This window comes from Sphingobium sp. Leaf26 (assembly GCF_001421665.1).
Lineage (GTDB): Bacteria > Pseudomonadota > Alphaproteobacteria > Sphingomonadales > Sphingomonadaceae > Sphingobium.
Window position 1 is genome coordinate 1 of record NZ_LMKV01000014.1, and the last position, 13,265, is coordinate 13,265.

Below are 13,265 nucleotides of genomic sequence, written 5' to 3' on the forward strand. Positions count from 1 at the left end.
CGGGGACGAAAGCCTATGCCTTCATCTGGGCGATGGCGGGCGAGAACCAGGATTATACCGACATGAATGTGCTGGATATCTGCCAGCTGGCGTAGCTGGTTGCCCCCCTCCCTGTCAGGGAGGGGACGGGGGTGGATCGCGCGGCTTCCCGCGCGCTGCATCGCCCGCGTCGAGCGCCCGCTTCGCGGACGCACCCACCCCCTGCCCCTCCCTGACAGGGAGGGGGGAGATATAGTCATGACCCACATCTTCGATCTGAGCGGCAAGGTGGCCATCGTCACCGGGGCCAATACCGGCATCGGTCAGGCGATCGCGCTGTCGCTGGCGGCTGCGGGCGCGGACATCGCGGCGGTGGGCCGCACCCCGGCGGAGGAAACGGTCGGGCAGGTCCGCGCGCTGGGTCGCCGGGCGGAGATCATATCGGCGGACCTCAGCAGCATCGAACCGGTGCAGCGGGTGGTGGACGAGACGATCGCAAAGCTGGGTGGCCTCGACATCCTGATCAACAATGCGGGGATCATCCGCCGGGCCGACAGCGTCGATTTTANTGCAGCGGGTGGTGGACGAGACGATCGCAAAGCTGGGTGGCCTCGACATCCTGATCAACAATGCGGGGATCATCCGCCGGGCCGACAGCGTCGATTTTACCGAGGCGGACTGGGACGCGGTGATCGACACCAATCTCAAAGTGCTGTTCTTCCTCTGCCAGGCGGCGGGGCGGCACATGATCGCGCAGGGTGGTGGCAAGATCGTCAATATCGCGTCGCTGCTGTCGTTTCAGGGCGGCATCCGGGTGCCGAGCTATACCGCATCCAAGAGCGGCGCGGCGGGGCTGACCAAGTTGCTGGCCAATGAGTGGGCGGCCAGGGGCGTGAACGTCAACGCGATCGCGCCGGGCTATATCGCGACCAACAACACCGCCGCGTTGCAGGCGGACGAGACGCGCAACCGGCAGATCCAGGAGCGTATCCCGGCCGGGCGCTGGGGCGCGGCGAGCGACATCGGCGGGGGNAGTGCTGTTCTTCCTCTGCCAGGCGGCGGGGCGGCACATGATCGCGCAGGGTGGTGGCAAGATCGTCAATATCGCGTCGCTGCTGTCGTTTCAGGGCGGGATCCGGGTGCCGAGCTATACCGCATCCAAGAGCGGCGCGGCGGGGCTGACCAAGCTGCTGGCCAATGAGTGGGCGGCCAGGGGCGTGAACGTCAACGCGATCGCGCCGGGCTATATCGCGACCAACAACACCGCCGCGTTGCAGGCGGACGAGACGCGCAACCGGCAGATCCAGGAGCGTATCCCGGCCGGGCGCTGGGGCGCGGCGAGCGACATCGGCGGGGCGGCCGTGTTCCTGGCGTCCAGCGCGGCCGACTATATCCATGGCCATGTGCTCGCTGTCGATGGCGGGTGGCTCGCGCGCTGAGGAGGGGAGAAGATCATGCCTGATCGCCGCGGCTTCATCGGTGCGGGACTGGCGCTGATGACGTCGCCGGCCTGGGCGGCCAAAGGCGATCCCGTCGTCACGACACGTCACGGCCGCATCCGGGGAACGCGGGAAGGCGGGCTGCATGTCTTTCGCGGCGTTCGCTACGGGCGGGATACGGCAACCGTGCGCTTCCGTGCGCCGCTATCGCCCGCCCCCTGGGGCGATATCGTGCCCGCTTTTGCCTTCGCCCCATCCTGTCCGCAAAAGGCGGCGCAGGCGGCCACCAGCGAGGATTGCCTGTTCCTCAATATCTGGACGCCGGGAACGGAGCGGCAGGCGAAGCGGCCGGTGCTGCTCTATATCCATGGTGGCGCCTATTCCAACGGCAGCGTGGTCGATCCGCTGAATGACGGGCGCCATCTGGCGGGGCGCGATGTCGTGGTGGTCACGGTCAACCATCGGCTGAACGCGCTGGGCTATCTCTATCTGGCCGGGCTTGATCTGCGCTTTGGCGATAGCGGCAATGTGGGGCAACTGGACCTGATCCTGGCGCTGCGCTGGGTGCGGGACAATATCGCGGCCTTTGGCGGTGACCCGGCCAATATCCTCGTCTTCGGCCAGTCGGGCGGCGGCGCCAAGATCGCGACGATGATGGCGATGCCTGCCGCCAAGGGGTTGTTCCACCGCGCCATCACCATGAGCGGGCAGCAGGTGACGGCGAGCGGTCCGATCAACGCCGGGCGGCGGACGGCGGCCTATCTGGCGAAGCTGGGCGTGTCGCCGGCCGATCTGGAGCCGTTGCTGACCATGCCGGTCGCCCGGCTGATCGAGGGGCTGGACGCGGTCGATCCGATATTGGGTGGTGGCGTCTATATGGGACCGGTGCTGGACATGCGCTGGCTGGCGCGGCACCCTTTCTGGCCGGATGCCGCGCCGCAGGGCAATGCCATTCCGATGATGTTGGGCAATATGAGAGATGAGACGCGGGCTTTCATCGACCCGGACGGGCCGCTGATCCGGGGGCTGGACTGGTCCAGTCTGCCCGGCCGGATGGCGAACGAACTGCGCATGGACCTGCCGCCGGAATGGATCGTCGCGCAATATCGGGCGCATCATCCCGACTGGTCGGCAGAGCGCATCTTCTACGCCGCGACCACCGCCGGGCGTAGCTGGCCGGGGCAGGTGATCGAAGCGGAAGCGCGGGCGCGGGCCGATGCGCCGACCTGGGTCTATCAGGTCGATTTCCAGTCGCCGACCCAGCCCAGGCGCGGCGCGCCGCACACCATGGACATCGCGCTGGCCTTCGGCACGCTGGATGCGCCGGGTTCCTTTACCGGGACTGGCGTGGGCGCGCGGGCGGCGTCGGCGGCGATGATGGACCGCTTCCTGGCCTTAGCGCGGCAGGGCGATCCCGGCTGGTCCCGATATCGGCTGGACCGGCGGGCGACGATGATCTTCGACGTCGAGAGCGGGGTGGTGGACGATCCGCGCGGCTGGGAACGGGAAATGTTTGCGCGGGTGCCCTATATCCAGCCGGGCAGTTGACAGGGCGCCCGACACTTAACTTCGCACATTTCCCGCAAGTTTCGACATTTCATATCCTATGTTGGATATATTGTTGCTGACCGCAACGGTTGATCGGGGGGTGGGCAGCCATCGCCACTGGCCGTTCATGACATTACGAGGTTGAATAGGACAGTGAGCGGTTGGTCTGGCTTCGACCAGAAATTGCCGTTAGCGCAATTATAGTTCATGTCTAAAAGCTGACATCGCCGAGGGATGAACATGCTGAACAGGCTGAGGGTGCGAGTGCTTCGCGCTGGATTTTCAATGTTTTGCATCGGCGCGGCTTCGTGCGGAGATGGCATCCCGCCAGCAATGAATCAGATCGAAATTTTTGCGCCGGGTTTAGAAATATCCATCAAGCATGATGGTGCTGGCCAATTCCATCAGCGGCTTGAAAATAAAAAGGGGTATTTCAACCTCGGTCGCGAAGGCTTTGCTAAGCTGCAAACCCAGACGGAACCCTACCGAGTTTCCCATGAAACCATATCAGCAGACGTTGTTTCCGATTATATTGCCAAAGATATTCGCTGCGAGGGTCATTACGTTACTGACCAAGGCGGCATCACACTCCATTGGAAGGGGCAATCTATAGATCAATTCTACACAGTTGATTATGGTTGTGATGGCGAACTGCATGCCGCGAGGAATAGAGCGCTGCGAGGAATCTTGACATCACTGCCGGTACCTCCTCCAGCGCTTCTGCCCTGAGTAGGCTGATCAGGCAGCAGTTAGGCTGGGGTCAAGATAAGCATACTCGAAGCCGACCGTCCGCTATCCACCCATCCTCACTCCTTCACCGGATAGGAAATGATCAGCGCCAGCGGTTCCGTCCCCGTCTGTTTGATCCCCACGACCGCGCCGTCGTAGAGATAGGCAGCCATGCCGGGGGTGAGGGCGCGGGTCTGGCCGTCGGAACTGACTTCGCCCGTGCCGGACAGGACATAATAGACCTCGTCATGGGCGATGGGGTGCAGGCCGATGGCGGAGCCGACATGCAGGATGCGCTTGCGGAATTCCATGCGGCGCGGCTGGGGCACGGCGTCGCTTATGCGATAGGCGGTGCTCATGCCGATCTTGCCGTGGGGCGTCGGCTCCTCGCGCGCGACATCCTGTTCGTCGATGACCGCCATGGGCGGCGCGGCGGGCGTGGCGGTGGTGGCGGCTGTGGCGGCCAGAAAAAGGGACAGGATGGTCATTTCTTCTCTCCCGCTTCGCCCTGCCGCATCATCTTGTCGCGATCGGACAGATGTTCGGCGATCTCCGCCTTCTGCCCCGGATAGCGGCCCGATTTCGGCTCCATGGTGTCGAGGTTCCAGTCCGCCTCGACAAAGGGCGCGCGGGTCTGGGCCATCTTCGGATAGCCGCCGACCTGTTTTTCATCGTCGATGATTTCGCCGCGCCCTTCCGCGACGAAGAAGAGGACGCGCAGATCGTCGGCGTCGCGGTCCCAGGGACGGGCGCCGGCATGGCCGAGCACATGGGTTTCCACGTCGCGCGCCGGCAGGACTTGCGTCCCCGGCCACCAGACGGGCGGGGCGGGCAGCTCGTTCAGCTTCGCGCGGGTTTCGCCATAGCGGCCGAACATCGGCAGGGCCACGCCGAACCGGTCGACGGCGATATTGTCCTTGCCATGATAGTCGAGGTCGCCGTCACCGCCCAGCGTCAGGAAGGGCATGCCGGGCGCGGTCGACACGCCGCCGCGCAGGACATTGCCGACCGCCGCTATCTTGCCGGTCTGATAGGGATGATCGCCCCATTCCAGCGCCATGAGGTTGTAATGGACTGCCCGTTCGCCCGGATCATAGAGGATATTGTTGACCAGTTCGACCTGGCCGCCACCCTTCACCAGCGGATTGCGTTCCTTGTTATGGGCGTAGATATTGCGCCAGATCATGATCTGGCTGGCATTGTCGTGGATCAGCGTGCCTTTGCTATGCTCGCCCTTGGGATGGCTGGCGTCGGCAAGGCCCTCGGCCGCGATATTGTAGGAGAAGGTGATGGCGTGGCTGGTGCTGGCGCGCCAGTCGTCGGGGGTCTTGCCATCGAAGCGCGGGCCGGACGCGGACATATTCTCGTCGATCGCCCAGGTGAAACTGCAATGGTCGATGATGATGTTGTGGGCGGCGACGGTGGACAGGGCGTCGGCTTCCCAGCCGCTCAGCTTGGGCTGGCCATCGACACCGGTGCGGATGCGGATATGGCGCATCACGACGTCATGGGTGGCGATGTCGATGCCGGTCTTGATCAGGGTGATGCCGGGCGACGGCGCGGTCTGGCCGGCGATGGTCACATAGGGTTCGGTGATTTTCAGCGTTTCGCGACCTAGGTCGATGATGCCGCCGACCTCGAACACGATGATGCGCGGGCCTTTGGCTTCCAGCGCGGCCTTGAAGCTGCCGGGGCCGTCAGGGGCTAGAGTGGTGACGCGGATGATGCGCCCGCCGCGCCCGCCGGGCGTCGTCGCGGCCCAGCCGACCGCGCCGGGGAAGGCGAGCGCGCCGGCCTGCGACGCGCCCGCCTTGACGGTGCTGGCCGGGGGCGCGGCGATGGCTGGCGCGAGCGGGGCCAGCATGAAAGCGCCCAGCAGGGCAAGCGATGGCGAGGCCGAAGGCAGGGTCATGGCGTTTCTCTCCTATGCGTCTGTCTTGGCATCGCTGCGGGAGGGTCGCAAGATCATTTGACACCGGTTTCCAATTGATGCGCAAATTAGGGTGATAGGGCAGAGATGGGTAAAGGGCGGATGAGGGGGCTTTGCGCGCCGAAAGGCTGGATTTCCGCGCCTTGCAAGACAGGATCGGGGCATGAAGGGTTGGAAAGCGGCCTATGCTGCATCTTTGTTTGAACCATCCGGCGCGGGGTGTGCTTCTCCTCTTCGTTCGAGGGGACGGCGGCTCAGGGCAGGGCGAGGGTATCGGTCTTTTCACGCCTTCCTTTGCAAGGGTCGGACGGAACGGCTCTCGTCGATCATATATGTCATTAAATTCAAGGATATACTATATGATCTTCGTCCTTTGCCGTCCGACATATTGACAGTCGATCGCAGCAAGCGCATCAATGACACCGGTTTCCAATGACGGTTTCGATCGCTGAAAAGGCGACGGGCCGTGACGCCGGGCGAGGCCCCGGCCGGGACCGTGACGCGCGACCGACTGTTTCCGGCGCGCGTCGACATGGGAAAGGGAGAGGAAAGCTGATGCAAGCACAGGATTTCAAGCAACGCCATCGCCGCTGGCTGGCTGGCACGTCGCTGGCCGCGATGCTGCTGGCGGTGCCCGGCGTCGCGCTGGCGCAGGACGCAGCGCCGGGAGGGGGGCAGGCGGACGCCGCGCCGCAGGTGGCGGCGGACAATGAGGCGGCGGATATCGTCGTCACCGGTTTTCGCCAGTCGCTGGGCGCGGCGATCAACCTGAAGCGCCAGACGGTGGGATCGGTCGATGCGATCGTGGCCGAGGATATCGCCAAGTTCCCCGACCAGAATCTGGCGGAATCCTTGCAGCGCATTCCCGGCATCTCGATCCAGCGCGACGGCGGCGAAGGCCGCGCCATCACCGTGCGTGGGCTGGGCGCGCAATTCACCCGCGTACGGGTGAACGGACTGGAAACGGTCGCGACCTCGACCGACGGCGCTAGTTCCAACCGCGACCGCGCCTTCGACTTCAACGTCTTCGCGTCGGAACTGTTCAGCTCGCTGGTGGTGCACAAGACCGCCGAAGCCTCATTGGACGAAGGCTCGCTCGGCGCGGTGGTGGACCTCAATACCGGCAATCCGCTGGCGGGGAAGGAGGGCTTCACCTTCGTCGGCTCTGCGACCGGCTCCTATAACGACCTCAGCAAGAAATGGGGGCCGCGTCTGGCGGGCCTCATGTCCTGGAAGTCGGCCGACGGGCAGTGGGGCGTGGCCCTGTCCGCCGCCTATTCCAAGCTCGATACCAAGCAGATGGGCAACAATACGGTGCGCTGGTCGCAGGCGCGGTTCGACAGCGTCGACGGAACGCCCTGCTTCACCCAGGCGAACAGCGGCGGCACCTATGTTCCCGGTGCGGCCTGCGACGAAGCGGCGCTCGCCTTCCACCCACGCATTCCCCGCTATGGCGAGATCGCGCAGGAACGCGAGCGGCTGGGCGTGACCGGGTCGATCCAGTGGGCGCCGTCCGACGCGACCAAGGTGTCGATCGACGGTCTCTTTTCCCGCTTCCGCGAGACGCGCGAGGAGAAATGGGGCGAAGTGCTGCTGCGCTCCAACGAACGTTCGATCGACGTCGTGAACCCGGTCTATGACGACAAGGGCAATATGGTGTCGGCGACGCTGAACGACGCCTGGGTCCGCACCGAACATTATCTGCGTAAGTCGCAGACCAAATTCTACCAGTTGGGCGCGACCTGGGATCAGGATGTCAGCGACGCCCTGCGCTTCACCCTGCTCGGCGGTTTTTCCAAGTCGGATGCGTCGATCCCGGTCGAAACCACATTGGTGTTCGATGACCGCGATGCGCAGGGCTACAGCTATGACTATAGCAATATGCGCCGTCCGGTGCTGACATTCGGCACCAGCGTCACCGATCCCGCCAATTTCCAACTGGCCGAAATCCGCGATCGACCATCGTCCACCGTCAACAAGTTCCGTACCGCTCAGTTGCGCACGGAATGGGATGTGGCGGAGGGCTTCACGGTCAAGACCGGGGCGGTCTATCGCCGCTTCTCCTTCGACACCGAAGGCTTCACCCGCGATACGGTGGTGTGCGGCAATGGCGGCGTCGACCGTGTGCTGGGCACGGTCAACTGCTCGCCCAACGGCACCTTCGGGCCGGGCGCCATCTATGGCCTGCCGGTGACGTCGGCGCTGGCGGAGCTGTTCACGCTGAAGGGCGCGGGCGCACCGGCGGGCACGACAACGCAGTGGCTGATCCCCAATCTGGCGGCCGGGACCGACTATACCAACCTGTATGAGCGGGCGCTGACGGTCGATGCCGGCAATACCCGCGGCGTGGTGGAAAAGACCACCGGCGGCTATATCCAGTTCGACGCCAAGGGCGAGATTTTCGGGCTGGAATATGCCGCCAATGCCGGCATCCGCTATGTGAAGACCGACCAGAGTTCGCGCGGCCTGAACAATGGCACGATGGTCAGCGTGTCGCGATCCTATGAGGATTGGCTGCCCGCCGCCAACATCGCCTTCTTCCCGCATCGCGACGTCATCGTGCGCGCGTCGGTGGCCGATGTCGTGACGCGCCCTTCGCTCGGCAATCTGACGCCGGGCGGGTCGGTCGATGGCTTCAACTACCGGGTCAGCTTCGGCAACCCCTTCCTCGATCCGTTCCGGGCCACGGCCTATGACGTCGCGGTCGAATGGTATTTCGCCCCGCAATCGGTCTTCTCCGTCGCGGCGTTCAAGAAGGATGTGCAAAGCTTCCCGATCAGCCAGACGATCACCGGCACCTTCGCCTCCACCGGCCTGCCGCTGTCGGTCATCCCGCCCAGTTCGCCCGCCGCGATCCAGCCGGAACGGACGGAAGGCTGGGCGATCAGCACGATCGTCAACGGCACTGGCGCCAGCCTGAAGGGCATCGAACTGTCTGTGCAGGCCCCCTTCACCTTCCTGCCCGGCTTCCTGTCGCATTTCGGCGGGATCGTGAACGCGACCTTCGTGGATTCGAGCGCCAATTACACCGTGTCCGGCCCGGCGATCGTGCCCGGCGGCGGCAATATCGCCTCGGTCCGCAACGCGACCCTGTTCGGCCTGTCCAAACGCGCCTTCAACGGCACGCTCTATTATGAGGACAGCAAATTCTCGGCCCGCGTGTCGGCCAGCTATCGCAGCGGCTATATCGACCAGAATAGCGGCACCGGGAACATCTTCGAGGGCTATAACAGCACGGTCAATGTCGATGCGTCGGTCCGCTACAAGTTGACCGAGGGACTGGAATTGTCGCTGGAAGGGATCAACCTGACCGACGATTATCGCGATCGCTACACCGATCTGGACGCCAATCGCAATTATGAGCAGCTACATTTCGGCCGCACCATCCAACTGGGTGCGCGGTTCAAGATGTGACGGTTCATGGGTCCGGGCCGCTTCTGCACGGGCGGCCCGGATATTTTGTTCAAGGAGAGAGCATGACGATCAGCCGGCGCGATGCGATGACGGGCGTATTGGCCGCAGGCGGCGCACTGGCGCTGGCCCGCACGGATCGGGTGGAGGCCGCGCCGGGCGCTGCGGTCCCTGCCACCGACTGGAAACGCGGGCCGGACAATCAGCGCATCGCGGACCTTGGCGACGGGCGTTTCCTCAATCCGCTGCTGTCCGGCGACCGGCCCGATCCCGCCATCCTGAAGGATGGGGCGGATTATTATATGACCTTCTCCAGCTTCGACAGCTATCCCGGCATCACCATCTGGCACAGCCGCGACCTGATCAACTGGCAACCGCGCAAGGCGGCTTTGAGCAAGAATATCGGGTCGGTATGGGCGGTGAGCCTGGAGAAATATAAGGGCCGCTATTTCCTCTATATTCCGGTCAAGGCCGAACCGAACAGCATCTTCGTCATCCATGCCGACCATATCGACGGGCCGTGGAGCGACCCCATCGACCTGAAATTGCACCAGCATATCGACCCCTGCCACGCGGTGGGGGAAGATGGCAGCCGCTGGCTGTTCCTGTCGGGCGGCGACCGCATCCGCCTGTCGGACGACGGGCTGTCGACCGTGGGCGCGGTCGAGCATGTCTATGACCCCTGGCGCTATCCCGACACATGGGATGTCGAGGGCTTCGCGCCGGAAGGGCCGAAGATCCATCGGCGCGGCGACTGGTTCTATATGCTGACCGCCGTGGGCGGCACGGCCGGACCGCCGACCGGCCATATGGTGATCGCGGCCCGCTCCAGATCCATTCATGGCCCGTGGGAACAGCATCCCGGCAATCCGCTGGTCCATACGACAAGCGCCGACGAACGCTGGTGGTCGCGTGGCCATGCCAGTCTGGTCGAAGCGCCCGACAAAAGCTGGTGGGCGGTCTATCATGGCTATGAAAATGGCCTGTGGACCTTGGGGCGGCAGACCTTGCTCGATCCCGTCGAATGGACGGCGGACGGCTGGTTCCACATGAAGGGCGGCGACCTGTCGCAGCCCATCGCCAAGCCGCGCGGCGGGCAGGCGCTGCCCCACGGCATGGCGCTGTCCGACGATTTCCGCGAGTTGAAGCTGGGCGCAAAATGGAATTTCTTCCGCCCGGCCCCGGACGAGGCCAGCCGGGCGTGGGTGGAAAAGGGCGGGCTGATCCTGAAGGGGCGGGGGACCGCGCCGGTCGATTCATCGCCGCTGCTGCTGATCGCGGGCGACCCGGCCTATGAATTCCAGTGCGATATCGAGATCGCGCCGGGCGGCACGGCGGGGCTGATCCTCTTCTACGACGACAGGCTCTATTGCGGCTTGGGGTTTGATGAAAACCGCTTCGTCACGCACCAATATGGGATCGAGCGGGCGCGACCGGCCAATCCCCATGGCCGGCGGCTGACGATGAAGGTCAGCAACCGCCACCATATCGTGTCCTATCATCTGTCGGGCGATGGCGGACAGAGCTGGAGTAGGTTCGACAGGGGCATGGAAGTGTCGGGGTACCACCATAATGTGCGCGGCGGTTTCCTGATGCTGCGGCCGGGGCTTTATGCCGCCGGGCCGGGGGAAGCGACGTTCCGCAATTTCCGGTTCCGGGCCTTGTAGCACAGCGTCTGCCGATACACCGGCCGTCATGCTGAACTTGTTTCGGCATGACGGTCGGAATATTCGGCCGCCCTATAACGGAATAGCCGTCGTATATTTCGTCATCGACAGGGCGAAATGCGACGCCGCGCCCGCGACCGACGCATGGCCCAGCAGCGTCTGCATCAGGAAGCGGTTATAATCCTCCACGTCGGCGACGACGACCCGGATCAGATAGTCCCACTCCCCGGACATGGAGAAACATTCGACGATCTCCGGCCGCCCGTCGACAAAATGTTCGAAGGCGGCGCGGGCTTCGCGGGCGTGGCTGCGCATGCGGATGTTGCAGAGGACATTGACGCCGCGCCCGACCTGCGCCGGGTCGACCAGCCGCACGGTGCGGGTCAATATGCCCGCCGCCTCCAGCGCCTTGATGCGTCGCCAGCAGGACGCGCTGGACGCGCCGACCCGCTCGGCCAGATCCTGATGGCTGAGGCCGGCATCGGTCTGAAGCGCGGACAGAATGCGCCGGTCTACGTCGTCAATCTGACCGTCCTGTTTCATATCTAGTCCATATCTGATAAATATTTATCGAATATAGTCCAAAAATCGGCAACAATGAAACGTAATTTCCTATTTTGCGTGGCATGATGGGCCAATGGCGCAGACAGAGAATATCGCCCCGCCGGGCGCCGGAGAGGATTGGACCATCCCGCAGGACTGGGCGGCCTACACCGCGCAGGATCATGCGATGTGGGATAGCCTCTTCACGCGCCAGACGCAGATGCTGGCCGGCCGCGCGGTACCCGAATTTCTGGAGGGGCTGGACATATTGCGGATGACCCGGCCGGGTATTCCCGACTTTGCCGAACTGTCCGACCGGCTGATGCAGCGCACCGGGTGGCAGGTGATCGCGGTGCCGGGGCTGGTGCCTGATCGCCTCTTCTTCGAACATCTGGCCAATCGCCGCTTCGTCGCCGGGCGCTTCATCCGCAAGCCCGAACAGATCGACTATCTGGAGGAGCCGGACGTCTTCCACGATGTGTTCGGCCATGTGCCTCTGCTCGCCAACCCGGTCTTTGCCGATTATATGCAGGCCTATGGGCAAGGGGGGCTGCGCGCCCATGCGCTGGGGTCGATCGAGCGGCTGGCGCGGCTTTACTGGTACACGGTGGAATTCGGCCTGATCCGGCAGGACGACGGGCTCAAACTCTATGGCGCCGGCATCGTTTCCTCCCATGGCGAATCTGAATTTGCGCTGGATGATCGCTCGCCCAATCGGTTGGGTTTCGATCTCCAGCGACTGATGCGCACCCGCTATCGCATCGATGATTATCAACAGAGCTATTTCGTGATCGACAGTTTCGAGCAATTGCTGCGCATGACGGCGGAGACTGATTTCGCGCCGCTCTATGCGCAACTCGACGGCCTGCCCGATCTCGACACCGACACTATCCTGCCGACCGACCGCATCTTCACCCGCGGCACGCAGGCCTATGCAAACAGGAAAAAGAAGGAGGATGCCCTATGACCGGCGATAACAACCCCCTGGGTCTCAATGGCTTCGAATTTGTCGAATTCACCTCGCCCGATCCCGAAGCGATGGCGGCGCAGTTCGAGCAACTGGGCTTCGTCGCCAGTCACCGCCATCCGCGCAAGAATATCACCCGCTATCGGCAGGGCCGCATCAACCTGATGCTGAATCGTGACGATGCCGGGCGCGTGGCGGAGTTTCGCGGCGTCCATGGCCCGTCGGCCAGCGCCATGGCCTTTCGCGTCGCCGATCCGAAAGCGGCACTCGCATGGGCGCTGGCCAATGGCGGCAAGGCGACGGCCGAGGACGACACGGTGATCGAGGGGATTGGCGGCGCCTATCTCTATTTCATGCCGGCCGACGGCGATCCCTATGCCGACTGGGCCGAGTTCCCCGGCTGGCAGGAAAAGGCGGCGGCAAACAGCGTCGGCCTCGACCTGCTCGACCATCTGACCCATAATGTGCGGCGCGGCCAGATGCGGGTATGGAGCGAATTTTATCGCACCCTCTTCGGGTTCGAGGAACAGAAATTCTTCGATATCAAGGGGAAGGCGACCGGTCTTACCAGCCAGGCGATGATAGCGCCGGACCGGGCGATCCGCATTCCGCTCAATGAAAGCCAGGACGACAAGAGCCAGATCGAGGAGTTCATCCGCGACTATCATGGCGAGGGTATCCAGCATCTGGCGCTGACCACAGACGATATCTACGGCACGGTCGAGAAATTGCGGGCGCGCGGCGTGCGGCTCCAGGACACGATCGAAACCTATTATGAACTGGTCGACAAGCGCGTGCCGGGGCATGGCGAGGATCTGGATCGGCTCAGGAAGAACCGCATCCTGATCGACGGCGATGTCGAGGAGGAAGGCATATTGCTGCAAATCTTCACCGAGAATATGTTCGGCCCGATCTTCTTCGAGATCATCCAGCGCAAGGGCAATGAGGGGTTTGGCAACGGCAATTTCCAGGCGCTGTTCGAAAGCATAGAGTTGGACCAGATCCGGCGGGGCGTCGTCAGCGTCGAGGCGTGAGCTAATCGGACACCGTTC

10 protein-coding genes and 3 pseudogenes are annotated in these 13,265 nt (G+C 63.6%); 10 read left to right on the forward strand and 3 right to left on the reverse strand.

Annotation, left to right across the window (positions count from 1 at the left end):
* From ASE85_RS23040 to ASE85_RS22475, 6 genes and pseudogenes are all read left to right on the forward strand, one after another.
* A pseudogene (locus ASE85_RS23040) lies at nucleotides 1–95 on the forward strand (5-dehydro-4-deoxy-D-glucuronate isomerase); the annotation flags it as partial.
* A gap of 142 nt (nucleotides 96–237) precedes the next feature.
* Nucleotides 238–547: SDR family NAD(P)-dependent oxidoreductase (locus tag ASE85_RS23930; RefSeq protein ID WP_156358326.1), on the forward strand; the 310-nt coding region annotated here is incomplete at its 3' end.
* 1 nt (nucleotide 548) lies between these two features.
* Nucleotides 549–1,011, forward strand: a pseudogene (locus ASE85_RS23935) (SDR family NAD(P)-dependent oxidoreductase); the annotation flags it as partial.
* A gap of 1 nt (nucleotide 1,012) precedes the next feature.
* Nucleotides 1,013–1,418 (forward strand): annotated as a pseudogene (locus ASE85_RS24415) (SDR family oxidoreductase); the annotation flags it as partial.
* 15 nt (nucleotides 1,419–1,433) lie between these two features.
* Nucleotides 1,434–2,966, forward strand: a complete 1,533-nt coding sequence (locus tag ASE85_RS12795) for a carboxylesterase/lipase family protein (protein WP_056688874.1) — start codon at nucleotides 1,434–1,436, stop codon at nucleotides 2,964–2,966.
* Nucleotides 2,967–3,206: 240 nt separating this feature from the next.
* Nucleotides 3,207–3,695, forward strand: coding sequence for a hypothetical protein (locus ASE85_RS22475; RefSeq protein WP_082462801.1), 489 nt, complete (start codon nucleotides 3,207–3,209; stop codon nucleotides 3,693–3,695).
* 77 nt (nucleotides 3,696–3,772) lie between these two features.
* On the opposite strand, the gene ASE85_RS12800 is transcribed toward ASE85_RS22475, so the two are convergent.
* Nucleotides 3,773–4,183, reverse strand: a complete 411-nt coding sequence (locus ASE85_RS12800; RefSeq protein WP_156358324.1) for a cupin domain-containing protein — start codon at nucleotides 4,181–4,183, stop codon at nucleotides 3,773–3,775.
* Nucleotides 4,180–5,607 (reverse strand): pectate lyase family protein, encoded by a 1,428-nt coding sequence (locus ASE85_RS12805; protein WP_056688876.1) that lies wholly within the window; start codon nucleotides 5,605–5,607, stop codon nucleotides 4,180–4,182. The genes ASE85_RS12800 and ASE85_RS12805 overlap by 4 nt, the downstream gene beginning before the upstream one ends.
* 573 nt (nucleotides 5,608–6,180) lie before the next feature.
* On the opposite strand from ASE85_RS12805, the gene ASE85_RS12810 reads away from it, so the two are divergent.
* Together ASE85_RS12810 and ASE85_RS12815 are read left to right on the forward strand one after the other, a co-directional pair.
* Nucleotides 6,181–9,039 (forward strand): TonB-dependent receptor, encoded by a 2,859-nt coding sequence (locus ASE85_RS12810; RefSeq protein ID WP_056688879.1) that lies wholly within the window; start codon nucleotides 6,181–6,183, stop codon nucleotides 9,037–9,039.
* Between the two features lie 62 nt (nucleotides 9,040–9,101).
* Nucleotides 9,102–10,703: a family 43 glycosylhydrolase gene (locus ASE85_RS12815; protein ID WP_056688882.1), complete on the forward strand. Its 1,602-nt coding sequence runs from the start codon at nucleotides 9,102–9,104 to the stop codon at nucleotides 10,701–10,703.
* A gap of 72 nt (nucleotides 10,704–10,775) precedes the next feature.
* Here the strand turns inward: ASE85_RS12815 and ASE85_RS12820 are convergent, their stop codons facing one another.
* A complete protein-coding gene (locus ASE85_RS12820) occupies nucleotides 10,776–11,246 on the reverse strand; it encodes an Lrp/AsnC family transcriptional regulator (RefSeq protein WP_056688885.1) in 471 nt (156 codons plus the stop codon).
* 94 nt (nucleotides 11,247–11,340) lie between these two features.
* Here ASE85_RS12820 and phhA point away from each other — a divergent pair, with 94 nt between their 5' ends.
* Nucleotides 11,341–12,213 carry a phenylalanine 4-monooxygenase gene (gene phhA, locus ASE85_RS12825; RefSeq protein ID WP_056688888.1) on the forward strand — a complete coding sequence of 291 codons (873 nt, stop codon included), beginning with the start codon at nucleotides 11,341–11,343 and terminating at the stop codon, nucleotides 12,211–12,213.
* Nucleotides 12,210–13,247 (forward strand): 4-hydroxyphenylpyruvate dioxygenase, encoded by a 1,038-nt coding sequence (gene hppD / locus ASE85_RS12830; protein ID WP_056688891.1) that lies wholly within the window; start codon nucleotides 12,210–12,212, stop codon nucleotides 13,245–13,247. Before phhA ends, hppD begins: the two co-directional genes overlap by 4 nt.
* Nucleotides 13,248–13,265 lie beyond the last annotated feature (18 nt).